The sequence below is a fragment of the Amycolatopsis sp. NPDC104587 genome (assembly GCF_055583645.1).
Window position 1 is genome coordinate 42,945 of sequence record NZ_JBVJNO010000025.1, and the last position, 22,764, is coordinate 65,708.

The following is a 22,764-nucleotide window of genomic DNA, read 5'->3' on the forward strand; positions in this document are numbered from 1 at the left end:
ATCGAACTCTCATGGACGCGCACCACCGTCTGAGGGGTGACCCCACGGACCGCGCTTTCGCCCACGCCGCTGGCGACGCTGACGCTGGTCACGGCCGCCGTCGCGCAGGTGATCATCGCCGGGCTGACCCTCGGGTTCGCCGGGAACGTCAGCCCCTGGCGTGACCCGGTCAGCGACTACGCCTGGCACCGCGGCGGCCGCCTGCTGTTCGAAGCGGCGGTCGTGCTCCTGCTGGTCGCCGCGGCGATGCTCGCCGTCGCGGCCCGGCTCGCCGCGCTGCCGTGCAGCCCGCTGGCGAGCACCCTCTTCCTGCTCTGGACGGCCGGGCTCGTGGTGGTCCTGGTCTTCCGCAGCAACCTCAGCGCCGCGGACCCCACGGTGTCCGGGGAGATCCACCGCGCCGGCGGGGCGGTGCTGTTCGCCAGCCTGCCGCTCGCGGCCTGGGCGCTGAGCGCCCGGCTGCGCGCCGAACCCCGCTGGCTCGGCGTCGCCCCGGCGTTGCGGCGCGGCGCGGTCGCCGGGGTCGTGACCGCGGCGGCGTTCGGCACCGCCCAGGTGGTCGGCTGGCTGCCGGTGGGCCTGCTCGAACGGGTCGCGCTGCTGGCCGAGTTCCTGATCGTCGCGACGGTGGCGACGGCCCTGCGCCGGGTGCCGGAGGCCGTCCGATGACCGCGCTCGCGATCCTGTGCGCCCTGCTCGCCGCCGCGCTGTTCGCGCTGGCCGCGACCCGGCAGCACGCCGAGGTGACCGGGCTGGGCACCCGGGGCACGCCGGGGCTGCGCACCCTGTCCCGGCTGCTGCGCTCACCCGGCTGGTGGGCGGGCACCAGCCTGGCCGTCGGCGGCAGCCTGCTGCACGTCGTCGCGTTGTCGCTGGCCCCGCTCCCGGTCGTGCAGCCGCTCGGTGTGGTCAGCCTGGTCTTGACCGTCCTGTTCGGACGCCGGGTCCGCACCCGCCGGACGCTCACGGCCGTCGTGCTCGTCGTCGCGGGGGTCGCCGGGTTCGTGGCCTTCGCGGCCTCGGGAACCTCGACCGCGGTGATCAGCGCGGGCACGGCCGAGACCGTGGCCGTCGTCGGGCTCGTGATCGCGGCGCTCGCCTGGTTCGCCCGGGCGGGCTGTGCCGCGCGGGCGGCCGCGGCGGCGGTCCTCTTCGGACTCGGCTCGTCGGTGGTGCACGCGGCCGCGTCGCAGCCGCTCGGCACGGCGCTCCTGCTCGGCGGGCAGGCGCTGCTGCTGCTCGGCGCGGGCGGCGTGCTCCTGCACCGCGCCTACGCCGCCGGCTCGACCGCGGTCGTCGTCGGCACCACGACCGTGCTGGACCCCCTGACCGCCGTCGCCGTGGCCGCGCTGGCCTACGGCGAGGCCCCGAAGCCCGCGGCCGCCATCGCCGCGGTCGTCGCTCTCGCCGGCGTGCGTGTGCTCGCCGGCGCCGTTCCGACCACCGAGGAGAACCCCGTGCCCGAGCACCCGACCGGTCTTCGCGTCCTGATCGGCGCCGACACGTTCCCGCCCAACATCAACGGCGCCGCGTTCTTCACCGAACGGCTCGCCCGCGGGCTGGCCGGCCGCGGCCACGACGTCCACGTCGTCTGCCCGTCCGACGACGGCCCGGCCCGCACCGAAGAGCGTGACGGGTACACGATCCACCGCGTCCGGTCCCGCGCGATCCCGTTCCACGGGGACTACCGGTTCTGCACCCCCGGCGGCGCCCGCACGGAGGTCGGACCGCTCCTGGACCGGCTCCGCCCCGACGTCGTCCACGTCCAGGCCCACTTCGGCGTCGGCCGCGCGCTGCTCGAAGCGGCGGCCGAGCGGGACGTCCCCGGGATGGCCACCAACCACTTCATGCCGGACAACCTGCTCGGCTACACGCCGTTCCCGCGCCGGGTGAAGGCGGCGATCGCCCGCTGGGCGTGGCAGGACCTGGTCCACGTCTACCGCGACGCGCGCATCGTCACGACCCCGACCCCGCGGGCGGCCGAGGTCCTGGCCGGGATCGGGCTGGACCGGCCGGCCCAGGTCGTGTCCTGCGGCATCGACCTCGCGCACTACGCCGCACCGGCCGCGCGTCCGGCCGAAGGGCCGATGTCGGTCCTGTTCGTGGGGCGGCTGGACGCGGAGAAGAACATCGACCAGCTGCTGCGCGCCCTGGCCCCGCTGCCGCACGTGCGCGTGGACCTCGTCGGCGACGGCACCCGCCGCCACGAGCTCGAAGCGCTCGCGGGCGAACTGCAGGTCAGCGACCGCGTGACGTTCCACGGTTTTGTGCCGGACGCCGAGCTCGTGCACCGCTACGCCCGGGCCGACGTCTTCTGCATGCCCGGCACGGCAGAGCTGCAGAGCCTCGCCACGATGGAGGCGATGGCGGCGGGCCTCCCGGTCATCGCGGCCGACGCACTGGCCCTGCCCCACCTGGTCCACCACGGCGACAACGGTTTCCTCTTCGAACCGGGTGCGATCACGACGATCTCCCGGTGGATCGCCGAGCTGGCGGCCGATCCGGACTTGCGGGCCCGGATGGGCGAGGCGTCCCGGTCTCTGGTCGCCCGGCACGACATCAACGGCGCGCTCGCGACTTTCGAGAGCCAGTACCGGATTCTCGCGGGGGTTTCGACGCCGCCGATGGCCGGGCAAGCCGCGTGACGAGACGGGTAAGCGCTCGGCGAACCGCGTTGGCCGGGCGCTTACCCGTCAAGAACATTCACGGCGTTTCGAGCCGATAACCGTATCCGCGCACCGTGGTGATCGTCGGCGCTTCACTCGCCGCCTCGGCGAGTTTCCGGCGCAACGTCACGATGTGCACGTCCAAGGTCTTGGTCGACCCGCGCCAGTGCGTATCCCACACGTCCGCCATCAACGTGTCCCGGCTGATCGCCGACCCCGGCTCCTGGGCCAGGCGGTGCAGCAGGTCGAACTCCTTGGGCCGCAACACGATCTCGTCGCCCGACAGGGTCACGCGGCGGGCGGCCACCTGAACCACCAGCTCCCCCACGCGCAGCGGCAGCACGTTCGACGACGTCCCGCGACGCAGGTGCGCGTGCAGCCGCGCCAGGAGTTCGCGCAACCGCAGGGGTTTTGTCAGGTAGTCGTCCGCGCCGACCTCCAGGCCGACCACCACGTCCATCTCCTGCGTCCGCGCCGTGATCATGATGATCAGGGCGCTGGGGGTGATGCCGCGCGCCCGACGGCAGACCTCGATGCCGTCCAGGTCCGGCAGCCCGAGGTCGAGGAGGACGACGTCGTACTCGTCGAGCTGCATCCGGCGGAGCGCGTCGCCGCCCGTGCGCGACCACATCACGTCGTAGTCGTGCATGCGGAGCGCCGATTCGAGCAGGCTCCCGATGGTTTCGTCGTCTTCGACGAGGAGAACTGCGGCCATGACGAATTCTATCCGGTTTCCGATCACGGAAAGCGGATTTAGCCGAACGCTAACCTTCACCACCGGGAAATCGCCGTCCGCCGGGCAGACTGAAGTCATGCGCAGACGCATCATCCTGCTCGCCGTCGCCGCGGCCCTGCTGGCGACGACGCTCTTCGGGGTGCCCCTCGCGATCGGCGTCGCCGGTTATTTCGCGCAGGACGAGCGCACCGAGCTCGAACGCACCGCCGACGCGGCCGCCCTGTCGATCGCCGACGACGTCCTCACCCACGTCAGCCTGCCGCGGTTCCCGGGGTCCGAAGAGGACACAACCGGGTTGTACACCCCGAGCGGGACGCTGCTGACCGGCCAGGGACCGACCGCCGGCGACCCGGTCGTGCAGCGGGCCCGGGCCGGCGAGGTCGCGACCGGCGACGTCGGCTCGGACCTCGTCGTCGCCGTGCCGATCCTGCACGACTCGCAGCTGCAGGGCATCGTCCGCGCGTCGACGCCGCACACCGAGTGGTACCAGAAGGTCGCGGTCTCCTGGCTGGCGATGGCCGGGCTCGGCGTCGCCGCGCTCGCGCTGACCTGGCTGCTGGCCGCCCGGCTCGCCGCGCGGGTCGCGGGGCCTCTCGAACAGCTGTCCGGCGCGGCCGCGCGGCTCGGGGGCGGCGACTTCACCGTCCGGGCCCCCGTCAGCGGCATCGGCGAGATCGACCAGCTCGCCGAAGCGCTCGACCAGGCCGCGGTCCGGATCGGCGACGCCCTCGACCGTCAGCGCGCCCTGGCCGCGGACGCCTCGCACCAGCTGCGGACGCCGTTGGCCGGTCTGCGCCTGCAGCTCGAATCCGCCCTCGATCCACCTGGTCAGGACCTGGCCGCCGCGGTCGAGGCCGCCCTCGGCACGGCGGACCGGATGGAGACCACGATCAACGACCTGGTCATGCTCGCCGCCCGGCCGCCGGAGGACCGCGGCGTGATCGAACCGGACGGCCTGCTGCGGGACGTCGTCGCCGGCTGGCGCGGGCTGCTCGCCACCCGGGGCCGCCGGCTGCGGATCGACCCTCAGGCGACGGGCCGGCCGCGCGCGGCCGAGGCCGCCGTGCGGCAGATCCTCGGTGTCCTGCTGGACAACGCCGTCATCCACGGCCGGGGCACGGTGACCATCACGACCCGCGACGCCGGAGACGCCTTCGTCCTCGACGTCGCGGACGAAGGCCGGGACGCCGCGGACGTGGCGAACATGTTCACCCGCGGCCACAGCGGCGCCGGCGGCTCGGGCATCGGCCTCGCCCTCGCCCGGGACCTGGCCGAGGCCGAAGGGGGCCGGCTGCGGCTCGGCAGCCCGGCCCCCACGACGTTCACCTTGCTGCTGCCGTCGGCCCGTGCAGCGCACCCGCCCGCACCGTGACCGCGAAGAAGTCACGCTGGTCCGGCGCCAGGTAGCGGTCCGGCGCGGTCGGCATGTCCCGGGTCAGCGTGACCGGCGACGAGCCGGGGAAGTCCGGCCGGAAGAGGTTGGCGCTGACCATCCCGCCGTGGATGTCGAGCTCCATGCCCCGGACCGCGCCGGCGCTCGACAGCGCGTCCGCCAGCGCGGAGAGGGTGAGCTGGTTCCCGGCGACGTAGACCAGCCTGCCCTGCCCGTCCACGCCGACGCCGGACCGCCAGGTGAACTGGAACTGGTTCTTTGCGCTCCCCCACTGTCCCGCCGGGTTGCCGGACAGCCCGGGCACCGGCTGCCCGCCGTCGACGACCAGCTCGAGGTTCTGGCGCACCGCCGCGACGTCCGGGGTCAGGCGGACGTCGCGACCCCACACGCCGACGGTCGCCACCCCGGACTTGTCGACGACCAGGGAAGCCATCCCGTTCTTGAGCGGGATCCCGGACCGCCCGTCGGCGTAGAAGCCGCCCGGGGTGTCGCGGAACTTGAACCCGGAGTTGAACGTCGCCAGCAGCGACGAGCGCAGTGCGTCGGGCACCTGCGCGCCCTCGGGCCACTGGCCGCCGGGCTCCTTCGTCCCGGCGATCAGGTGCAGGCCGGTCCACTTCTGGTCGAACGCCACCAGAGCGGCGACCACGCTGGCGTGGCCGGGGTCGGGGCGGACGAACGTCGTGTAGTCCGCCGGCCGGCCCCCGGCCATCCGGGCGCCCGGCACCCACTGCCCTTCACCCGGCAGGGCGCCGGGCAGGGTGGGCAGCGCGGCGGGCGCGTTCGCCGTGTTGTCCGACGACACCGGCGCCGACACCGGCGCCGGCAGCGCGTTCGCGTCGGGACTGCCGCCGCCCGGCGGATGCCGGGTGTAGTACCAGTTCTCGAGGGCGTTCACGACCGGACCGGCGCCCATCTGCCGGGCCCAGTCCGCCGTCCGCGCGGCGAAGGTCGCCGCGCCCGGCGCGGTGAGCGCCTGCACGTACGTGACGGCCGGGTAGATGATCAGCAGCAGAAAGACGGCCAGTGCTCGCCGGAAACGCTTTCGACGGCGTTTCACCGGCGGCCGGGGAACGGGCGGGAATTCGGTTTTACCGGCTACGTCGACCATATTTCACGGTAACGATCCCGCGGTTCGAGCCAGTCCATCGAATTGCTAGCGAACAGTTAAGCGCGGTCGCGGGTTTCGGTGTTTCGCTTGCTGCCGCGCAGGATTTCCAGGGCGAGCGGGACGAGCGAGACGACGACCACGAGCGCGACGATCGGCAGCAGGTACTGGTCGATCCCGGGAATGCTGGAGCCGAGCACGTACCCGGCGAGCGTGACGCCGACCGCCCACAGGAGCCCGCCCAGAACCTGCCAGATCGTGAAGGTCCGCGCGGGCACCGCGAGGACTCCGGCGAGCGGGTTCAGCACCGTCCGCACGACCGGGACGAACCGCGCGAGGACGATGGCTTTGGCGTGCCCGTACCGGCCGAAGAGCTCCTCCGCGCGAGCCATGCCGCGATGCAGGTGGGCGTTCCGCGACCGGGCGAGCAGCGGACGTCCGCCGCGCCGGCCGAGGAGGAACCCGGTCTGCGCCCCCAGCAGGGCCCCGGCGACCGACGCGACCAGCACGGCCGGGAGCGAAAGGTGCACCGTGGCGGTGGCGCTGGTGGTGCAGAACAGGCCGGCGGTGAACAGCAGGGAGTCCCCGGGCAGGAAAAACCCGATCAGCAAGCCGGTTTCGGCGAACAGCACGAGGAAGACCCCGGCCGTGCCGAGGCTGGACAACCACGACGTCGCGCTCAACGGGTTCATCGGCCACCTTTCTTCGACAGCTACGTAGTATTTCTACACCTATGTCGTTTTTGACCGCCACCCGCCTCGCGCGCACTCCCGGTCCCACGACCGCGCCCGGCGCCGGTCCAGTCCCCGGCGCAGCACCAGGTAGACCCCGCCGAGCACCACGAGCAAGACGCTCTCCCAGACGAGACCGCCGAGGATCGCCGTCGTGAACGCCTCGGCGCCACTGAGCGGCGGCACCACCTGCCCGCCGGACTGGTCGATCCACACCGGGACGTGCTGCGGCAGCGCCGGTCCGGCGCCGACGTCGACCACGCCTTGCCGGAGCCGGCCGCCCGGCGCGAGCCAGGTGGCGGTGACCGGGACGAGCTCACCACCGGCCGACGCCGAGCCGGCCGGCACCGGGATGTCCGGGCGCACGGTCGCGACCACCAGGTGGCGCGTACGGCCCTCGACCACAGCCGAGGCCGCCAGCCGGTCGTAGTCGGCCATGACCTGACGGCAGATCACCGCGACCGACCCGACGACGAGCAGGCTCACCACGAGCAGGAGCACCGCCTCGAGCCGGTCGGTGCCCCGCGCGGACCGCAGGAAGATCGGTTTGAGCAGCCGGAGACGCCGCGCGACGGCGCCCACCCTCCAGAAAGTGCCCATGACTCCAGCGTGCGCCGCCGCGTCCGCCCGCCGCAGCGCCGTTAACCCGGCCTTTGCCCGGCACTGGAAGATGCTTGCCGGCCGAGCCGCTCCGAGCAGCACAATCGGCACCGCTGACCGTTTTGTCCGTTCCTAAAGTTCGGCTAACTTACCGTCGGTTCCTGGATTCGGAGGTGAGCCTTACCTAATGCTTGCGCGGTCCCCCTCGTCACCGGATCGCCAAGGAGCCGCGCGTTGTTGTTCTCCAGCCTGCTGATCGGCCTGCGGGAGGGACTCGAGGCCGCGCTCGTCGTGAGCATCCTCGTGGCCTTCCTCGTCAAGACCGACCGGCGACCGGCGCTGCGCTGGGTGTGGCCCGGAGTGGCCGCCGCCGTGCTGCTTTCGGTCGCCGTGGGCGCGATCCTCACCTACACCACCGCCCACCTGACCTTCGCGCACCAGGAGCTGGTCGGCGGCACGCTGTCCATCGTGGCCGTCGCGTTCGTCACCGCGATGATCTTCTGGATGCGCACGGCCGCCCGGCACATCTCCGCCGAGCTGCGCGGGAAGATGGAGAACGCGCTGAAGCTCGGCCCGCTGGCGATCGTGCTCGTGTCGTTCCTGTCCGTCGGCCGCGAAGGCCTGGAGACGTCCGTCTTCTTCTACGCCTCCGTCCAGACCGCCCAGGGTGACACCGCACTCCCGTTGCTCGGCTTCGCCATCGGGATCCTCATCGCCGTCGCGCTGACCTGGCTGCTCTACCGCGGCGCGCTGCGGTTCGACCTCGGGAAGTTCTTCCGGATCACCGGCGTGCTGCTCGTGTTCGTCGCCGCCGGCGTGCTGGGTTACGGCCTGCACGACCTCCAGGAGGGCGGCTTCCTCCCCGGTCTGTCCACTTTGGCCTTCGACGCTTCCGGTGTCCTGCCGGAGACTTCGTGGTACGGCACCCTGCTCAAGGGGATCTTCAACTACTCCCAGCAGACCACGCTCCTGCAGGCGATCGCCTGGGCGGCCTACGTCGGGATCGTGCTCCCGCTCTTCCTGCGCCCGGCGCGAGCCAAAGCCACCACCACCGCCGAACCGAAGGAGTGACCATGGCGACCGCACTGCGGACCGGAGCCGCGCTCACCGCGCTCGCCCTGCTGACGGCGTGTGACGCCCGGCCCCCGGCCGCCGCCCCGGGCGGGCCGATCTCGGTCACCGCGACCGACACGGGCTGCCAGGTTTCGGCGAGCACGGCCCCCGCGGGGACCATCACGTTCCAGATCTCCAACCAAGGCAGCAAAGTCACCGAGTTCTACCTCTACGGCGAGGGCGACCGGATCATGGGTGAGGTGGAGAACATCGCGCCCGGGATTTCCCGCCGGCTGATCGTGGAGGTCGCCGGCGGCGGCGCGTACCAGACCGCGTGCAAGCCCGGCATGGCCGGCGTCGGCATCCGCGGCGCGTTCACCGTCACCGGAGGCGCGGCGAAGGGCACCGACGTGAACGCCGAACTGGCCGACGCCGCGCGCGGCTACGCGCGGTACGTCACCAGCCAGACCGGCGCGTTCGCCGACGAATCGAAGAAGTTCGCCGCGACGGTCAAGGCCGGCGACGTCGCCGGCGCCCGGGCCCAGTACGCCCGGACCCGCGTCTACTACGAGCGGATCGAACCGGTCGCGGCCAAGTTCGGCGACCTCGACCCGGCACTCGACGTCCGCGAAGCCGACCTCGAGCCCGGGCAGAAGTTCACCGGCTTCCACCGGCTGGAGAAGGACTTGTGGGTCAGCGGACTGCAGCCGGACTCGGCCGCGGTCGCCGAGCAGCTCGTCACCGACGTCACCACGCTGGGCCGGAAGGCCGGCGCGCTGCAGCTGAGCGCGCTCGACCTGGCCAACGGCGCCAAGAGCCTGCTCGACGAGGTCGCCACCGGGAAGATCACCGGCGAGGAGGAAGCCTTCTCCCACACGGATCTCTCCGACTTCCAGGCCAATGTGGACGGCTCCAAGGCGGCCATCCAGGCGCTGCGCCCGGTCCTGTCCCAGCGCGACCCCGCGCTGGTGGCCACGATCGACGGCCGGTTCGCCGATGTCCAGAAGCTCCTCGACGCCCAGCGCACCGGGGACACCTTCAAGCTCTACACCGACCTGACGAAGGACCAGATCAAGGCGTTCGCGTCGGCCGTGGACGCGCTGTCGGAACCCCTGAGCAAGGTCGCGGAGGTCGTAGCGAAGTAGGGCGGCTTCTACAGTCAGGTAGTATTTCTACATAAGCGTAGTAATACACCCCGGGAAGGCACCGTGCTGGACTACTTCGAAGCGATCGTCGTCGGCGCCTTCCAGGGCGTGACCGAGCTGTTCCCGGTCTCCAGCCTCGGGCACTCCGTCCTGATCCCCGCGGTGGTCGGCGGGAAGTGGGCGCAGGACCTGAGCGTGTCGACGCCGGAGTCGCCGTACCTGGCGTTCATCGTCGGCCTGCACGTGGCGACCGCCGCCGCGCTGCTGGTGTTCTTCCGGCGGGACTGGGTCCGGATCATCGGCGGGTTCTTCAGCTCGATCCGGCACCGCCGGGTGCGGACCTCCGGCGAACGGCTGGCGTGGCTGATCATCCTCGCGACCATCCCGGTCGGGGTGAGCGGGCTGCTGCTGGAGCACCTCTTCCGCACCACGCTGGGCAAGCCGGTCCCGGCCGCGGCGTTCCTGATCGCCAACGGCGTCGTGCTCTACGGCGGCGAGCTCCTGCGCCGCAGGGCGAACGCGACCGCGGTGCCCGCCGACGCTCCCGGAGCGGCCGTCGACACCGACGTCGCGGCGGACGAACGCCTTTCGCGGATGTCCTTCGGCCGGGGTGTCCTCATCGGCAGCGCCCAGGTGCTGGCCCTGCTGCCCGGGATCAGCCGCTCCGGCGTCACGATGGTCGCCGGGCTGCTGCGCGGCCTCTCCCACGAAGACGCCGCCCGGTTCTCGTTCCTCCTGGCCACTCCAGTGATCCTCGCCGCGGGCGTGCTCAAGATCCCGGACCTCTTCGGCCCGCTCGGCGCCGGCATCCACGGCCAGGTCCTGGTCGGCAGCGTCGCCTCGTTCGTCAGCGCCTACCTCGCCGTGCGGTTCCTCACCCGCCACTTCCACACCCGGACGCTGACGCCGTTCGCGCTCTACTGCGTGCTCGCCGGGGCCGGTGCGCTGGCCGTGCTGACCCTCCGCTGATACGACAGCCGTGTAGATTCGAAGCATGCGGAAGGAACCGGCGCGGCGCGCCCCGGGAACGCTCGAAGCCGAGGTGCTGAGCCTGCTGTGGAGCGCCGGGGAACCCCTCTCCCCCACCGACGTCCAGGCCCGGATCGAGGACGACCTCGCGTACACGACGGTCGTGACGATCCTCACCCGCCTGCACGACAAGGGCATGGCGACACGGGAGAAGCACGGGCGCGCGTTCCACTACTCCGCCGTCGACGACGAAGCCGGGCTGGCGGCGCGGAAGATGACGAAGGTCCTCGACAGCGAGCCCGACCGCGGCAGTGTGCTGGCGCGCTTCGTCACCCAGCTGTCGGATTCGGACGAAGCGGTGCTGCGAGATCTCCTGCGCGGCTCGCCGTGACCACCGACCTGTTGATCCCGCTGCTGCTGCCCCTGCTCGCGTGGCCGGCCGCGCGCCTGGTCGCGCCGCGGCTGCCCCCGCGGCCGGCGAGCTGGCTGCTCACCGGCGCCTGCCTCGTCCTCGCGGCCGGAAGCACCGCGGCGCTGGCTCTGCTGGCGTTCTCCGGGCTGTCGCTGGTCCCGGTCGTCGCCGACCTCGGGCACTGGTCACCGCGGGAGCTGCGGACGCTGAGCGGCGTGGACGTCCCGACGTCGATTGCCGCCGGCGTCGTGCTGGGTGTGCTGCTGCTTCTCCTGGCGCGCACCGCCGTCCGGTACGCACGATGGGCTCGGCGGCTGTCGCGCGAGCTCGACGAACACGGGCGGGACGGGATCCTCGTCCTGCCGGGCGAGGAGGCCGTGGCGTTCGCCGCGCCCGGGCGCGGGGGCCGGATCGCGGTCTCCCGCGGCATGCTGGCGGCGCTGAGCCCGCGCGAACGGACCGCGTTGCTGGCCCACGAGCGGGCGCACCTGGCCTCGCGCCACCACCTGTTCCTGATCGTGCTGACGGTGTCCTCGACGCTGAATCCGTTGCTGCGCCCGCTTTGTTCGGCGACGCGGTTCGCGCTCGAACGGTGGGCCGACGAAACCGCGGCCCACCGGGTCGGCGACCGGACGGTGGTCGCGCACGCCGTGGCCAAGGCCGCGCTCGCCGGGCGGGCACACGCGGGTTTCGCCCTCGCCGCCACCGGTGGCCCGGTCCCGCAGCGGGTGTCGGCGCTGCTGGCGCCCGCACCGCGGGTCCGCGGCCGCGTCCCGGTGGTGGTGCTGAGCGCGGTGATCCTCGGCATCGCGGGCCTGTCGGCCGAAACCGCCCTGGACAGCGCCGCCGACCTGCACGACGGCATCGAAGTCGCCCAGATCGGGAACGCAGACCGATACTGTGCCGATCGTTACTAATCCGACCACAGGCACGGCCGAATGGCCTTTGCAGCAACGGTTCCGTGCCGCGTCAGGGTCGTCCTGCTTTTGGCCGGATTAATAACCCCGTCTTAATCTACGCTCGTGTAGAACTTCTACTAAGTTGTCGTAGAAGGGAGCGGGCATGGCGCGCATCGTGATCGTCTCGGCCCGCGTGGGCGCCGGGCACGACGGAGCGGCTCACGCTCTGGCGGACCGGTTGACCGGCCACGCCGTCGAAGTCCACGACTACCTGGACCTCCTGCCCGGCTCGCTCGGGCACCGCTTGTGCGCCTGCTACCACCGCCAGCTCGAGATGGCGCCCCGCAGCTGGGACTGGACCCTGAGCGTGCTCGGGACAGCCTGGGGCGCCGGGCTGGCGGCGCGGGCCGCCACCCTCGCCCGGCCGGGGCTGACCGCGCTGGTCCGCGGCGCGGACCTGGTCACCTCGACCTACCCCCTGGCCACGCAGGCGCTGGGCGTCCTGCGGACCGCGGAGACCCCTCCCCTGGCGGCCTACCTGACCGATCCCGCCGTGCACCGGCTGGCCGTGCACCCCGGCGCCGACCTGCACATCGCCCCGAACCACCGGGCGGCGGAGCAGGCCCAGTCCCTGGGCGCCGCCGAGGTCGCCGTCGCGGCGCCCCTGGTCCGGCCGGCCTTCCGCCGGGCGGGGCCGAGCGAACGCCACGGCGCCCGGCACGCCTTCGGCCTTCCCGAGCGCGGGCGCCTGGCGCTCGTGGTGGCCGGGTCCTGGGGTGTGGGGCAGGTCCGCGAGACCGTCGACGACGTCACGGCGTCCGGCACGGCGGTCCCGGTCGTCGTGTGCGGCCGCAACACGGCCCTGCGCGACCAGCTCCTCGCCGCCGGGCACCGGCACGTGTTCGGCTGGGTCGACGACATGCCGCGGCTGCTGCGCGCGGCCGACGTCGTGGTCCAGAACGCCGGGGGCCTGACGACGTCCGAGGCGCTCGCGGCCGGGCTGCCGGTGCTCACCTACCGCTGCCTGCCCGGCCACGGCCGCGCCAACGCCGCCGTGCTCGACCGGATCGGGGCGGTCCCGTGGATCCGCCGCCGCCGCGACCTCGGACCGGCGCTCGCCGCCGCCCGCCCGCACGATCGGCTCGACGAAGCCCAGGATGCCGTGCCACTGCTGGAAAAGCTGATGGAGCTCGCGTGAAGACCGCCGTCGCGCTCGCCACGATCACCCTCGCCGCCCACGCCGCCCCGGCGGCGGCGTTCCTGCCCGGCCCCCGGCGTGCCCTGCTGCCCCGCCTGGCCGGCACGACAGCGCCCGGGCAGGTAGCCCTGACCTTCGACGACGGCCCGTCCCCCGTCTCGACACCGCAGTTCCTGCGGGTCCTGGCCGAGCACGACGTCCGGGCCACGTTCTTCCTCCTCGGCGCCCAGGCCCGGCAAGCCCCGGACGTCGTGCGCGCCATCGCCGCGGCGGGACACGAGGTCGGCGTGCACGGCTGGGACCACCGCTGCCTGCTGGCCCGGTCACCGCGGGCGACGCATCGCGACCTGCGCGCGGCCCGCGATCTCCTGCACCGCCTGACCGGAACGGCACCACGCTGGTTCCGCCCGCCCTACGGCGTCTTCAGCACGGCGTCGCTGATCGCGGCCCGGCACTTGGCGCTCCGCCCGCTCCTGTGGAGCACCTGGGGGTTCGACTGGACCGAAGGCTGCACCCCCGGCTCGATCCGCCGCCGCGTCGCCGGCAACCTCGGCGGCGGCGGCACGATCCTCTTGCACGACAGCGACACCACCACCGGCAACGGCGCCTGGCGCGCCACGCTCGGCGCGCTCCCCGGCATCATCGACGACTGCCGTCGTCGTGGCCTCACCTTCGACACTCCTCGACGGTGAGGATCAGCCGGTCGCGGTTTTCAACGCCGGAGGCGCTGGGCCTTCTCCGGGTTGAACCGGGCGCAGGACCGGACCGAGCGCACCGACCAGGTTGACGGCGGCCGCTCCGGCCCGACCTCGGCGACCTGCGCTCCCGCTGATCTGGCCACTGCGCCGCAGGTGGGGCACCATGGAGGACGGCCGCGGCGTGGCGGCCGGACGTCGGCGAAGGAGCCCGCGATGGACGCCCCTGCGACCCTGCCCGGCAGCCGCGCGGCCCCCGGGCGGCTCGTCCTGGTCGTCGACGACGACCCGCGGGTGCGGACCGTCGTGACGTGGCAGCTGGAGGCCGAAGGGTTCCGGGTCGCCGAGGCGCCCGACGGCCGGCGGGCCCTCGAAGCCATCGAACGCGAGCAGCTGGACCTCGTCATCCTGGACCTCGCGCTGCCCGGCGTCGGCGGCCTGGACGTGTTGCGGCGGCTGCGGGACGGCGTGCACGCCTCGTTGCCGGTGATCGTCCTGTCGGGCCGCAGCGGTGAGACCGACCGGATCGTCGGGCTCGACCTCGGCGCCGACGACTACCTCGTGAAGCCCTTCTCCCCCGGTGAGCTGGCCGCCCGCGTGCGCTCGGTGCTGCGGCGGGTCGCGCCCGCGCCGCCCACGACCGCCGCCGGCCTGAGGATCGACCACGCCGCCCGCGAAGTCTTCTTCGACGGCCGCGAGATCACCATGACGGCCAAGGAGTTCGACCTGCTCGCCTTCCTGGCCGCGCACCCGCGGCAGGTGTTCACCCGCGCCCAGCTGCTCGAACGCGTCTGGGCCAGCGCCGCCGAGTGGCAGAGCGAGGCGACCGTCACCGAGCACGTCCACCGCCTGCGCCAGAAGCTCGGGCCACGGCTCGTGCGGACCGTCCGCGGCGTCGGCTACCGGCTCGAGCCATGACGAACGTCCAAGAGACCGTCGGCGACACCGAGGCCCTGCTGCGGGCCCAGTCCGGCGTCCTGGAGCGCATCGCGGGCGGCGCGCCGCTGGCCGAGGTGCTGACCGAGGTCGCGACCGCCCTCGAACGGCTGATGCCGGGCTGCCACTGCTCGATCCTGCTGCTCGACCTGGAAACGGCGACGCTGCACCACGGCGCGGCGCCGTCGCTGCCCGCGGCCTACTCCGCCGGCATCGACGGTCTCCCCATCGGCCGCGACGCCGGGTCCTGCGGCGCGGCGGCCTACCTGGGCGTGCCGGTCGTCGCCGAAGACGTCACGACCGACCCGCGCTGGGTGCAGTTCCGCGCGCTCGCGGGCGCCCACCGGCTGCGGTCCTGCTGGTCGACGCCGATCCGCGGCCGGGACGGCGTGGTCGGCACCTTCGCCGTCTACCACGAGCGGACCCACCAGCCCGCGCCCCGCGAACGCGACCTGGTCGACCGGCTCACCCACCTGGCGTCGGTGGCCATCGACCACAACACGCTCTTCGGCGCGCTGGCCGACAGCGAAGAGCGGTTCCGCCGTGCCTTCGACGACAACGTGACCGGCATGGCGATCACCGAGCCCGACGGCGCCGTCACCCGGACCAACGAAGCGTTGCGGGACCTGCTCGGGCGCACCGAGTACGAGCTGATCGGCGCCCGGCTCGACGAGCTGCTCACCCCGGCGGGGGCACCGCCCTACGAGGCGACATTGCGCCACCCGGACGGGCGCACGCTGGACGTCGTCGTCTCGGTGTCGCCGGTCGCCGGGCCCGACGGGCTCCCGGTCCGGCTGATCGCGAACGTCCTCGACGTCACCCAGCGCCGGGCGGCCGAGCGCGAACGCCGTGGCCGGCGCGAGGCCGAGGTGGCCCGTCAGGCGGCCGAGCAGGCCAGCCGCGCCAAGACCGACTTCGTCGCCGCCCTCGGGCACGAGCTGCGCACCCCGCTGCAGGCCATCACCGGCTTCACCGAGCTGCTGGGCTCGCTCGACCTGCCCCCGGAACGCCGGCGGGCGGCCCTGGAACACATCACCGGCGCGGCCGGGCACATCCTGGCCATGGTCGACGACGTCCTCGACGTGGCCCGGATCGAGGCCAGGGCGCTCCGGCTGCACCCGGCCGACATCGACGTCGCGGCCGTGGTCACCGAGGTGCTGAACCTGCTGGAGCCGCTGGCCGACGCCGAAGGTGTCCGCCTCCGCGACGAGAGCGGCCCGGCCACCGTGTGCTGCGACGAGCGCCGGCTCAAGCAGGTCCTGCTCAACCTCGCGGGCAACGCCGTCCGCTATAACCGGACCGGCGGCACCGTCACGATCACCACCGGCACCGAGGCCGACGCCGTGGTCGTCACCGTCACCGACACCGGCCGGGGCGTCGCGCCGGAACACCTGACGCGGTTGTTCACGCCGTTCGACCGGCTGGGCGTCGACACCGACCAGGGCGTCGGCCTGGGACTGCCGCTGGCGAAGGGCCTCACCGAAGCGATGGGCGGGCAGCTCGCCGTCTCGACCGTCGTGGGCCAGGGCACGACGGTCGAGGTGCGGCTGCCGCGCTAGGCGGCGTTGACCTTCGGCATGATCTCCTCGGTGAGCCGCTTGAGGTCGTCGAGGGTCTTCGACGTCGGCACGTCGCGGAACGGCGGCCACAGCAGCGGCATGGTCAGGCCGGCTTCCTTGTAGCGCTTGAGGATGTCCTCGACCTGCTGGGCGCTGCCGGCCAGCAGGTTGGTGCCCTTGCCCGCCGGGGTCTGGTCCATCGGCTCGTCGGTGATGACGAACCAGATCATGCTGCACATCTCGAACCCGTCGGGGAAACCGCGGCCGAGCTCGCCCAGCTCACGCTCCATCTCGCCCTTCCAGCGCTTGATGTCCTCGGGGGTGTCCTGGATGCCGATCCAGCCCTGCAGGCCGTACTTCGCGATGCGCTTGGCCGAGCGCTTCGGGTCCTTCAGACCGGAGAAGAAGATCGGCGGCGGCTGCTGGATCGGCTTGTGCCCGAAGCCCGACAGCTCGAAGTCGGCGAACTCGCCGTGGTACTCGAACAGCTCGTTGGACCAGATGCCCTGCATGATCTCGATCGTCTCGCGGACGTGGGCGTGCCGGCGGCCGAACAACTGCGGGACGCTGGCCGCCGCGAACTCCTCGGGCATCCAGCCGGAGCCGATGCCGACGTTGAGCCGCCCGCCCGAGAGGTGGTCCTGGGTGGCGAGCTCGGCCGCGAGCACGCCGGGCGAGCGGTACGGCGTGTCGATGATGCTCATGCCGATCCGGACCTTCGTGGTCTTCGCGGCGAGCCACGGGATCAGCGTCATGCCCTGGAACCACTTGCCGCGTGAGATGACCGGCAGCGCGTTGGGCAGGTCGGTCATCATGCCGAACGGGTACTGCAGCTCGGCGTGGTCGGACGTTTCGGGGACGACGATCCGGTCGAGCGTCCAGACGGAGTCGAAGTCGAGGTCTTCGGCGAGCGCGGTGAGGTCTTCGAGCTCCTTCAGCGTCACCTCGTCGCGGAAGTTGGGCAGGTACAGGGCGAGCTTCATGCGTCCGGCCTCCTCGTGACGTCGTCGTCCCAGGGATCGTGCGCCGGCCGGCTCAACTCGATCACACGCGATTCTCAAATCCCCGTCAACGGCGCCGGGGCGCGCGGCGAACTGTCTCTATGTTTCCGGTATGGACGTGCTCTGGAGCCCGACGGCGGACCGCATCGAGAACTCCCCGCTGCGCGCGTACCTGAACTGGCTGGAGCGGCGCGAGGGGCGGCCGTTCCCCGACCACGACGCACTCTGGGCCTGGTCCGTCGAGGACCTGGACCGGTTCTGGACCTCGATCGTCGACTACTACGACGTCGAGTTCACCACGCCGTGGACCCGCGTGCGCACCGCCGATCCCATGCCGCACACCCGCTGGTTCGCCGGCGGACGGCTGAACTGGGCGCAGCACGCGCTGCGCCGCGGGGCGGACGACACCACCGCGCTGGTCTGCGTCCAGGAGGGTGGCGGCCCCGCGCGCGAGACGACTTTCGGCGCCCTGCGCCGGTCGGTGGCGGCCGTGGCCGGCTGGCTGCGCCGGGCGGGGGTGCGCCCCGGCGACCGGGTCGGCGCCTACCTGCCCAACACCGAGCACGCGGTGATCGCCTGCCTCGCGACCGCCGCCGTCGGCGCCGTGTGGGCGTGCTGCTCCCCCGACTTCGGCGCCGACGGCGCCATCGGACGGCTCGCGCAGCTCGAACCCACCGTGCTGATCGCGGCGGACGGATACCACTGGAACGGCAAGGAGATCGACCGCGGCGACGTCGTCACGCGGCTGCGCGAGGAACTTCCGACACTGCGGCACTTCGTCCACGTCCCGTACGTCTTCGACCGGCCGCACCCGGACGGCTCGACGTCGTGGGACGAGCTGCCGGCCCAGGACGCGCCGCCGGAGTTCGAGCAGGTCGAGTTCTCCCACCCGCTGTGGGTGCTGTTCTCCTCCGGCACCACGGGACTGCCGAAAGGCCTGGTGCACAGCCACGGCGGCATCACGCTCGAAGGGCTGAAGTGGTCCGGGCTCTACTGTGGACTGCGGACCGGCGAGCGGATGTACACGTTCACCTCGACCGGCTGGGCGCTGTGGAACATGCAGCTGGGCGCGCTCGCCCAGGGCGCGGCCATCACGCTCTACGAAGGCGCGCCCCACCACCCGGCGGGCGCGGTCTGGGAGGTCGCCGCCCGGGTCCGCGCCGACGTCATGCTGCTGGGCGCCGCGGTGGTCACCGCCGGCACCGACGTCTCGCCCCGGGACCGGCACGACCTGAGCCGGCTGCGGCACGTGATGGTCAGCGGGTCGGCGCTGCCGTCGGCCGGTTACCACTGGCTGATGGAGCACGTCCGCCCGGACCTGCGGATCGACTCGACCAGTGGCGGCACCGACATCTCCGGCTCGTTCGTCGGCGCCAACGAGTACACCCCGGTCCGGGTGGGCCGCATCGGCGGGCGGCTCGCCGGCGTCGACTGCGCGGCCTGGGGCGAAGACGGAAAGCCGGTGGTCGACGCGGTCGGGGACCTCGTGATCACGCAGCCGATGCCGTCGATGCCGGTGTCCCTGTGGAACGACCCGGACGCCGAACGGTACACCGAGTCCTACTTCGACACCTGGCCCGGCGTCTGGCGCCACGGCGACTGGGTGACCCTGCACGCCGACGGCAGCGTCTCCATCCACGGCCGGTCCGACTCGACGCTCAACCGCCAGGGCGTCCGGCTGGGCAGCAGCGACTTCTACGACGTGCTCGAGACCCTGCCGGAGATCACCGAGACCCTGGTGATCGGGGTCGACCGGCCGGACGACGGCTACTGGCTGGGGCTGTTCGTGGTTCCCGCGCCCGGCCACGCACTCGACGACACGCTCAAGGGGAAGATCGTCACCACCCTGCGGACCCGGCTCACCGCCCGGCACGTCCCGGACGAGATCGTCGAGGCGCCCGCCGTCCCACACACGCTGAGCGGCAAGCGGCTGGAGGTCCCGATCAAGAAGCTGCTGGCCGGGTGGGCGCTGGAGAAGGCCGCGAACATCGCGTCGGTCGACGATCCGGACGCGCTGCGCTGGTACGCGCGGTTCGCCGCGGACCGGGCCCGCTGACATGCGCTTGGGAGCGACGCTCGCGCACTTGTCGCCCGGGCCGCCGATCGACGTCGCGGAGTGGGCGAAACGCTTGGCGGGCGAGGGTTTCGAGAGCTTGTGGACACCCCAGATCATCGGGCGCGGCTTCTTCGTGCCGGACCCGTTCGTCACGCTGGCGGTCGCCGCCACCGCCACCGAGGACGTGGAGGTGGGCACGGCCACCGTGCAAGTTCCGCTGCACCACCCCGCCGACCTCGCGTACCGGGTCCGGTCGCTGATGTCGGTGTGCGGCAACCGGTTGACGCTCGGCGTCAGCCCCGGGTCCACCGACCTCGACTACGCACTCCTCGACCGGGACTACACCGCGCGTTTCCGCACCTTCCGTGAGAACGTGCCGCGGCTGAGGGACCTGCTCGACCCCTCACCGCCGCTGCTCCTCGGCTCGTGGGGCGCCAACGTCGAGCGGGCCGCCCGCGAGTTCGACGGCTGGCTGGCGGCGGCCCACCGCCGCACGGCTGAGCAGATCATCACCGCCCACGACCGGTTCCGCGCCGCCGGCGGCCGGCGGGCGATCGTCTGCGCCATCACGGTGTCCACAAAGGACGACCTCGGCCCGGTCGGCGAGACGCTGCGGCGGTATGCCGAGGCCGGTTTCGACGACGCCGTGGTGGTGCTCGGCCCGGACGGGCCCGATCCCGCCCGGGTGCGAGCCCTGCTCTAGGTGAGCAGCTGCCGCAGGCCCGCGATGCCGCCGCCGTAGACGTCCTGGGCGAAGGTGCGGTCGAGCGCCTCTTCCTGGTCCGCGTCGGCGTCGTACTCCGCCCACCACTCGACGAAGGACTCGCCCGTGTCGGTGACCGGGCTGACCCGGATCGTCGAGACGTAGCGGCGCACGCCGAACGGGTTCGCCCCGGTGAACGCGTAGGTGAGGGTGCGTGCGGGGTCGTCGAGGACGAGCAGCCGCTCGTCGAACGGGTCGCCGCCGGCCGCGAGGGTCAGCCGGCGGACGGCTCCGACGTGGCCGTCGGCGCCTTCGACGATCTCGCAGTGCCCGATCGCGCCGAGGAAGTCGGGCAGGTCGCCGAAGGCGCGGACCCGGGCCCAGACCTGGTCGACGGGCGCGGCGACAACTCCGCTGGCGTAGGGACGCGGCATAGTCTCTCCCAGTGTCGGTCCACCGGTCCCGGCGCCGGGACCTTCCGGATCATCGCAGCGTCTCACGCCGTTCACAACGGAATCTCAACCGGCCGTCAACTCGGCCGGTGGCCGCCGCTCGGCCTTGCGGCGGTCCACCACGAACCCCACCACGGCCAGCCCGAGCCCGATCGCGCTCACCACCACGCCGGCCCACGCCGTCGCGCGGTAGCCGAGACCGGCCGCGATGACCACGCTGCCCAGCGCCGCGCCGAGGCTGTTGGCCGTGTTGAACGCCGACTGGTTCAGCGCCGCGCCCATCAGCTGGGCGCCCGGCGCCACCGCGATCAGCCGGGCCTGCAGCACCGGGCCCAGGAACAGGATCGTCCCGCCGATCAGGAATGCGCCGGTGAACAGGCCGAACGCCGAGCCCACGGTCAGTCCGAAGTAGACGTTCGCGGCGATCACCGCGGCGAAGCCCACGAGCATGGCTCGGCGCAGGTTCCGGTCGGCCTGCCAGCCGCCCAGGAAGTTGCCCACCGTCATGCCGAGCCCGACCGCGACGAGCGCCCACGGGACCGCGCCCGGCGACAGCCCGGTGACCGAGGTCGTGATCGGCGCGAGGTAGCTGTCGACGGCGAAGAACCCGGCGATCCCGATCGACGCCGTCACCGCCACCAGCCACACCTGCGGCCGGCGCAGGGCGCGCAGCTCGTCGGCCGGTGACCCGCCCGCGGCCGGCGCGTCCGGCACCGTGACCGCCACCGCCACCAGCGCGAGCAGGAAGACCCCGGCGATGACCAGGTACGCCGGCCGCCAGCCGACGGCCTGCCCGAGCCGGGTGATCACCGGGACGCCGGCGACGTTGGCCACCGTCAGCCCGCTGAGCACCACGGCGAACCCGCGCCCCTCGTTGCCCGGCCCCATCAGCGTCGCCGCCAGCAGGCCCGCGGCCCCGAAGTACGCGCCGTGCGGCAGGCCCGCCGCGAACCGGGCCACCAGCACCAGGCCGAACGACGACGCCACCGCGGACGCGAGCGTGCCGAGCACGAACAGCACCAGCAGCCCGAGCACCAGGCGTTTGCGCCGCATCCGCGCGGTGACCGTCGCGAGCACGGGCGCGCCGACGACCACGCCGAGCGCGTACGCGGTGATCATCCAGCCGGCCCGCGCGACCGAGTCCGGTTCGGCGTTGCCGAGCACGCTGCGCGCGATGTCCGGCAGGAGCCCGGCCGGCACGAACTCGGTCAGCCCGATCGCGACCGAGCCGAGCGCCAGGGCGAGCAGGGCCGCCCAGCGGCGCCGACGGGTGAGGTCGTCCATTCCGGCGACTTTAGCAACGCTGTTGCGTTAATACCAGGGCCCGGCGGTAGGGTGACGCCGTGCACCTGGCTTTCCTGCGGGACTACCACGAAGCGCTGGTGATCGCGCTGGCCCGGACCGTGCCCACGCTCGAGCGCGGCACCGTCGCCGAGGTCACCGGGCTGACCCCGCAGGCCGTGTCGAAGGTGCTGGCCCGGCTGGTCGAGGAAGGCCTGCTGGAGCCGTCCGGCGTCCGGCGTCCGCCGCGGGGCAAACCGGCCGCGGTCTACCGCCTGGTCCCCGGCAGCCGCTGGGCGATCGGCGCGCACGTCACCCGCCGCGAGCTGCGCCTGGTCCTCGCCGATCTGGCCGGTGACGTCCGTGCGTCGACGGCAACGCCGTTGCCGGCCGACTTCACCCCGGAGCAGCTGCTGGACGAGCTGGCGGCCGGCGTCACGGCGATGATCGCCGGGCACGGTCTGGCCGGCCCGGAGCTCGCCGGGGTCGGGATCGGCATGATCGGGCCGCTCGACCAGTCGACCGGCACCGTCCGCGGCGCCCACCGGCTGCGGCACTGGCGCGACGTCCCGCTGGCCGCCCTCGCCGAACAGCGGCTGGGCCTGCCCGTCGTGCTGGACAAGGACGTCACCGCCGGGGTCACGGCCGAAGCCTGGCGCCGCGGAACGGCTTTCCGCAACGCGGCCCTGGTCGTGGTCGACGCCGGCGTGGGCGCCGGGCTGTGGCTCGGCGGCGCCGCCCACCGCGGCGCGCACACGAACGCCAGCGAGTTCGGCCACGCCGTCGTCCAGCTCGACGGCCCGCTCTGCGCCTGCGGCCGGCACGGCTGCCTGGAAGCCGTCCACGAGCAGGCGACCGACCCCGCCGCGGCCGCCGCCGTGCTCGCGACCGGAGTCGTCAACCTCTTGCAGACCCTCGACCTCGGCCACATCGTCCTCGGCGGCGCGGACCTGCTCCCCCACGGCGAGCTCTACCGGGAAGCCGTCGACCACGCCGTGCGCACCCAGGTCCCGGGCGACGGGTGGCTCACCGTGGACGTTTCCCTGACGTCGCTGGGCACGGACGTCGTGGCGGCCGGCGCGGCCATGCAGGTGCTCAACGCCCGCTACGGCCTCCCCGACCCGACCCGGCCTCGCGAGCCCGCGGCGGCGAGCCGGTGACTCAGGTTTCC

General features: G+C 73.0%; 22 protein-coding genes. 15 read left to right on the plus strand and 7 right to left on the minus strand.

From position 1 onward, the window contains the following. The first annotated feature begins 36 nt into the window (after positions 1 to 36). Positions 37 to 669 (plus strand): DUF998 domain-containing protein, encoded by a 633-nt coding sequence (locus ACZ61C_RS46180; protein WP_465314345.1) that lies wholly within the window; start codon positions 37 to 39, stop codon positions 667 to 669. Continuing rightward, the gene (locus ACZ61C_RS46185) at positions 666 to 2,645 is read left to right on the plus strand and encodes a glycosyltransferase family 4 protein (protein ID WP_465314346.1); all 1,980 of its coding nucleotides are present in this window, start codon (positions 666 to 668) and stop codon (positions 2,643 to 2,645) included. Before ACZ61C_RS46180 ends, ACZ61C_RS46185 begins: the two co-directional genes overlap by 4 nt. 58 nt (positions 2,646 to 2,703) lie before the next feature. Here ACZ61C_RS46185 and ACZ61C_RS46190 read toward each other — a convergent pair whose 3' ends face one another. Beyond that, the gene (locus ACZ61C_RS46190; protein ID WP_465314347.1) at positions 2,704 to 3,381 is read right to left on the minus strand and encodes a response regulator transcription factor; all 678 of its coding nucleotides are present in this window, start codon (positions 3,379 to 3,381) and stop codon (positions 2,704 to 2,706) included. Positions 3,382 to 3,478: 97 nt separating this feature from the next. On the opposite strand from ACZ61C_RS46190, the gene ACZ61C_RS46195 reads away from it, so the two are divergent. Next, a complete protein-coding gene (locus ACZ61C_RS46195; protein ID WP_465314348.1) occupies positions 3,479 to 4,774 on the plus strand; it encodes a HAMP domain-containing sensor histidine kinase in 1,296 nt (431 codons plus the stop codon). On the opposite strand, the gene ACZ61C_RS46200 is transcribed toward ACZ61C_RS46195, so the two are convergent. From ACZ61C_RS46200 to ACZ61C_RS46210, 3 genes are all read right to left on the minus strand, one after another. Next, positions 4,725 to 5,855, minus strand: a complete 1,131-nt coding sequence (locus tag ACZ61C_RS46200; protein WP_465314349.1) for a hypothetical protein — start codon at positions 5,853 to 5,855, stop codon at positions 4,725 to 4,727. The genes ACZ61C_RS46195 and ACZ61C_RS46200 overlap by 50 nt on opposite strands. A gap of 107 nt (positions 5,856 to 5,962) precedes the next feature. Further along, entirely contained in the window at positions 5,963 to 6,595 is a 633-nt protein-coding gene (locus ACZ61C_RS46205; RefSeq protein WP_465314350.1) for a DedA family protein, read from the minus strand. Between the two features lie 39 nt (positions 6,596 to 6,634). Then, entirely contained in the window at positions 6,635 to 7,234 is a 600-nt protein-coding gene (locus tag ACZ61C_RS46210; protein WP_465314351.1) for an Rv1733c family protein, read from the minus strand. A gap of 234 nt (positions 7,235 to 7,468) precedes the next feature. On the opposite strand from ACZ61C_RS46210, the gene efeU reads away from it, so the two are divergent. The 9 genes from efeU (at position 7,469) to ACZ61C_RS46255 (ending at position 16,100) form a co-directional block, all read left to right on the plus strand. Then, positions 7,469 to 8,305, plus strand: coding sequence for an iron uptake transporter permease EfeU (efeU, locus tag ACZ61C_RS46215; protein WP_465314352.1), 837 nt, complete (start codon positions 7,469 to 7,471; stop codon positions 8,303 to 8,305). 2 nt (positions 8,306 to 8,307) lie between these two features. Then, positions 8,308 to 9,432: an iron uptake system protein EfeO gene (efeO, locus tag ACZ61C_RS46220; protein WP_465314353.1), complete on the plus strand. Its 1,125-nt coding sequence runs from the start codon at positions 8,308 to 8,310 to the stop codon at positions 9,430 to 9,432. Between the two features lie 63 nt (positions 9,433 to 9,495). Continuing rightward, positions 9,496 to 10,401 (plus strand): undecaprenyl-diphosphate phosphatase, encoded by a 906-nt coding sequence (locus ACZ61C_RS46225; protein WP_465314354.1) that lies wholly within the window; start codon positions 9,496 to 9,498, stop codon positions 10,399 to 10,401. Between the two features lie 25 nt (positions 10,402 to 10,426). Further along, positions 10,427 to 10,792, plus strand: coding sequence for a BlaI/MecI/CopY family transcriptional regulator (locus tag ACZ61C_RS46230; protein ID WP_465314355.1), 366 nt, complete (start codon positions 10,427 to 10,429; stop codon positions 10,790 to 10,792). Further along, positions 10,789 to 11,730: a M56 family metallopeptidase gene (locus tag ACZ61C_RS46235; protein WP_465314356.1), complete on the plus strand. Its 942-nt coding sequence runs from the start codon at positions 10,789 to 10,791 to the stop codon at positions 11,728 to 11,730. The genes ACZ61C_RS46230 and ACZ61C_RS46235 overlap by 4 nt, the downstream gene beginning before the upstream one ends. Positions 11,731 to 11,875: 145 nt before the next feature. Further along, the gene (locus ACZ61C_RS46240; RefSeq protein WP_465314357.1) at positions 11,876 to 12,910 is read left to right on the plus strand and encodes a glycosyltransferase; all 1,035 of its coding nucleotides are present in this window, start codon (positions 11,876 to 11,878) and stop codon (positions 12,908 to 12,910) included. Beyond that, the gene (locus ACZ61C_RS46245) at positions 12,907 to 13,602 is read left to right on the plus strand and encodes a polysaccharide deacetylase family protein (RefSeq protein ID WP_465314358.1); all 696 of its coding nucleotides are present in this window, start codon (positions 12,907 to 12,909) and stop codon (positions 13,600 to 13,602) included. Before ACZ61C_RS46240 ends, ACZ61C_RS46245 begins: the two co-directional genes overlap by 4 nt. A gap of 219 nt (positions 13,603 to 13,821) precedes the next feature. Then, on the plus strand, positions 13,822 to 14,523 hold the full coding sequence (locus ACZ61C_RS46250) for a response regulator transcription factor (RefSeq protein WP_465314359.1): 702 nt from the start codon (positions 13,822 to 13,824) through the stop codon (positions 14,521 to 14,523). Beyond that, positions 14,520 to 16,100, plus strand: a complete 1,581-nt coding sequence (locus tag ACZ61C_RS46255) for a sensor histidine kinase (RefSeq protein WP_465314360.1) — start codon at positions 14,520 to 14,522, stop codon at positions 16,098 to 16,100. Before ACZ61C_RS46250 ends, ACZ61C_RS46255 begins: the two co-directional genes overlap by 4 nt. On the opposite strand, the gene ACZ61C_RS46260 is transcribed toward ACZ61C_RS46255, so the two are convergent. Beyond that, positions 16,097 to 17,083, minus strand: a complete 987-nt coding sequence (locus tag ACZ61C_RS46260) for an LLM class flavin-dependent oxidoreductase (protein ID WP_465314361.1) — start codon at positions 17,081 to 17,083, stop codon at positions 16,097 to 16,099. The two genes, ACZ61C_RS46255 and ACZ61C_RS46260, sit on opposite strands and share 4 nt — an antisense overlap. A 130-nt stretch (positions 17,084 to 17,213) precedes the next feature. Here ACZ61C_RS46260 and ACZ61C_RS46265 point away from each other — a divergent pair, with 130 nt between their 5' ends. After that, on the plus strand, positions 17,214 to 19,157 hold the full coding sequence (locus tag ACZ61C_RS46265) for an acetoacetate--CoA ligase (protein ID WP_465314362.1): 1,944 nt from the start codon (positions 17,214 to 17,216) through the stop codon (positions 19,155 to 19,157). A 1-nt stretch (position 19,158) separates the two neighbouring features. Next, entirely contained in the window at positions 19,159 to 19,860 is a 702-nt protein-coding gene (locus ACZ61C_RS46270; protein WP_465314363.1) for an LLM class flavin-dependent oxidoreductase, read from the plus strand. On the opposite strand, the gene ACZ61C_RS46275 is transcribed toward ACZ61C_RS46270, so the two are convergent. Together ACZ61C_RS46275 and ACZ61C_RS46280 are read right to left on the minus strand one after the other, a co-directional pair. Next, positions 19,857 to 20,294: an SRPBCC family protein gene (locus tag ACZ61C_RS46275; protein WP_465314364.1), complete on the minus strand. Its 438-nt coding sequence runs from the start codon at positions 20,292 to 20,294 to the stop codon at positions 19,857 to 19,859. The genes ACZ61C_RS46270 and ACZ61C_RS46275 overlap by 4 nt on opposite strands. An 84-nt stretch (positions 20,295 to 20,378) precedes the next feature. Then, entirely contained in the window at positions 20,379 to 21,596 is a 1,218-nt protein-coding gene (locus ACZ61C_RS46280) for an MFS transporter (RefSeq protein ID WP_465314365.1), read from the minus strand. A 59-nt stretch (positions 21,597 to 21,655) separates the two neighbouring features. Between ACZ61C_RS46280 and ACZ61C_RS46285 the strand changes: the two genes are divergently transcribed. After that, positions 21,656 to 22,753: an ROK family protein gene (locus ACZ61C_RS46285; RefSeq protein WP_465314366.1), complete on the plus strand. Its 1,098-nt coding sequence runs from the start codon at positions 21,656 to 21,658 to the stop codon at positions 22,751 to 22,753. Positions 22,754 to 22,764: the final 11 nt, after the last annotated feature.

What these genes read in the sequence shown, in the direction of transcription:
- ACZ61C_RS46185 (WP_465314346.1), top strand. Translation starts at nt 666, where the DNA reads ATGACCGCGCTCGCGATCCTGTGCGCCCTGCTCGCCGCCGCGCTGTTC.
- ACZ61C_RS46190 (WP_465314347.1), bottom strand. Translation starts at nt 3,381, where the DNA reads ATGGCCGCAGTTCTCCTCGTCGAAGACGACGAAACCATCGGGAGCCTG.
- ACZ61C_RS46195 (WP_465314348.1), top strand. Translation starts at nt 3,479, where the DNA reads ATGCGCAGACGCATCATCCTGCTCGCCGTCGCCGCGGCCCTGCTGGCG.
- ACZ61C_RS46205 (WP_465314350.1), bottom strand. Translation starts at nt 6,595, where the DNA reads ATGAACCCGTTGAGCGCGACGTCGTGGTTGTCCAGCCTCGGCACGGCC.
- ACZ61C_RS46210 (WP_465314351.1), bottom strand. Translation starts at nt 7,234, where the DNA reads ATGGGCACTTTCTGGAGGGTGGGCGCCGTCGCGCGGCGTCTCCGGCTG.
- efeO (WP_465314353.1), top strand. Translation starts at nt 8,308, where the DNA reads ATGGCGACCGCACTGCGGACCGGAGCCGCGCTCACCGCGCTCGCCCTG.
- ACZ61C_RS46230 (WP_465314355.1), top strand. Translation starts at nt 10,427, where the DNA reads ATGCGGAAGGAACCGGCGCGGCGCGCCCCGGGAACGCTCGAAGCCGAG.
- ACZ61C_RS46240 (WP_465314357.1), top strand. Translation starts at nt 11,876, where the DNA reads ATGGCGCGCATCGTGATCGTCTCGGCCCGCGTGGGCGCCGGGCACGAC.
- ACZ61C_RS46250 (WP_465314359.1), top strand. Translation starts at nt 13,822, where the DNA reads ATGGACGCCCCTGCGACCCTGCCCGGCAGCCGCGCGGCCCCCGGGCGG.
- ACZ61C_RS46255 (WP_465314360.1), top strand. Translation starts at nt 14,520, where the DNA reads ATGACGAACGTCCAAGAGACCGTCGGCGACACCGAGGCCCTGCTGCGG.
- ACZ61C_RS46260 (WP_465314361.1), bottom strand. Translation starts at nt 17,083, where the DNA reads ATGAAGCTCGCCCTGTACCTGCCCAACTTCCGCGACGAGGTGACGCTG.
- ACZ61C_RS46265 (WP_465314362.1), top strand. Translation starts at nt 17,214, where the DNA reads ATGGACGTGCTCTGGAGCCCGACGGCGGACCGCATCGAGAACTCCCCG.
- ACZ61C_RS46270 (WP_465314363.1), top strand. Translation starts at nt 19,159, where the DNA reads ATGCGCTTGGGAGCGACGCTCGCGCACTTGTCGCCCGGGCCGCCGATC.
- ACZ61C_RS46275 (WP_465314364.1), bottom strand. Translation starts at nt 20,294, where the DNA reads ATGCCGCGTCCCTACGCCAGCGGAGTTGTCGCCGCGCCCGTCGACCAG.
- ACZ61C_RS46280 (WP_465314365.1), bottom strand. Translation starts at nt 21,596, where the DNA reads ATGGACGACCTCACCCGTCGGCGCCGCTGGGCGGCCCTGCTCGCCCTG.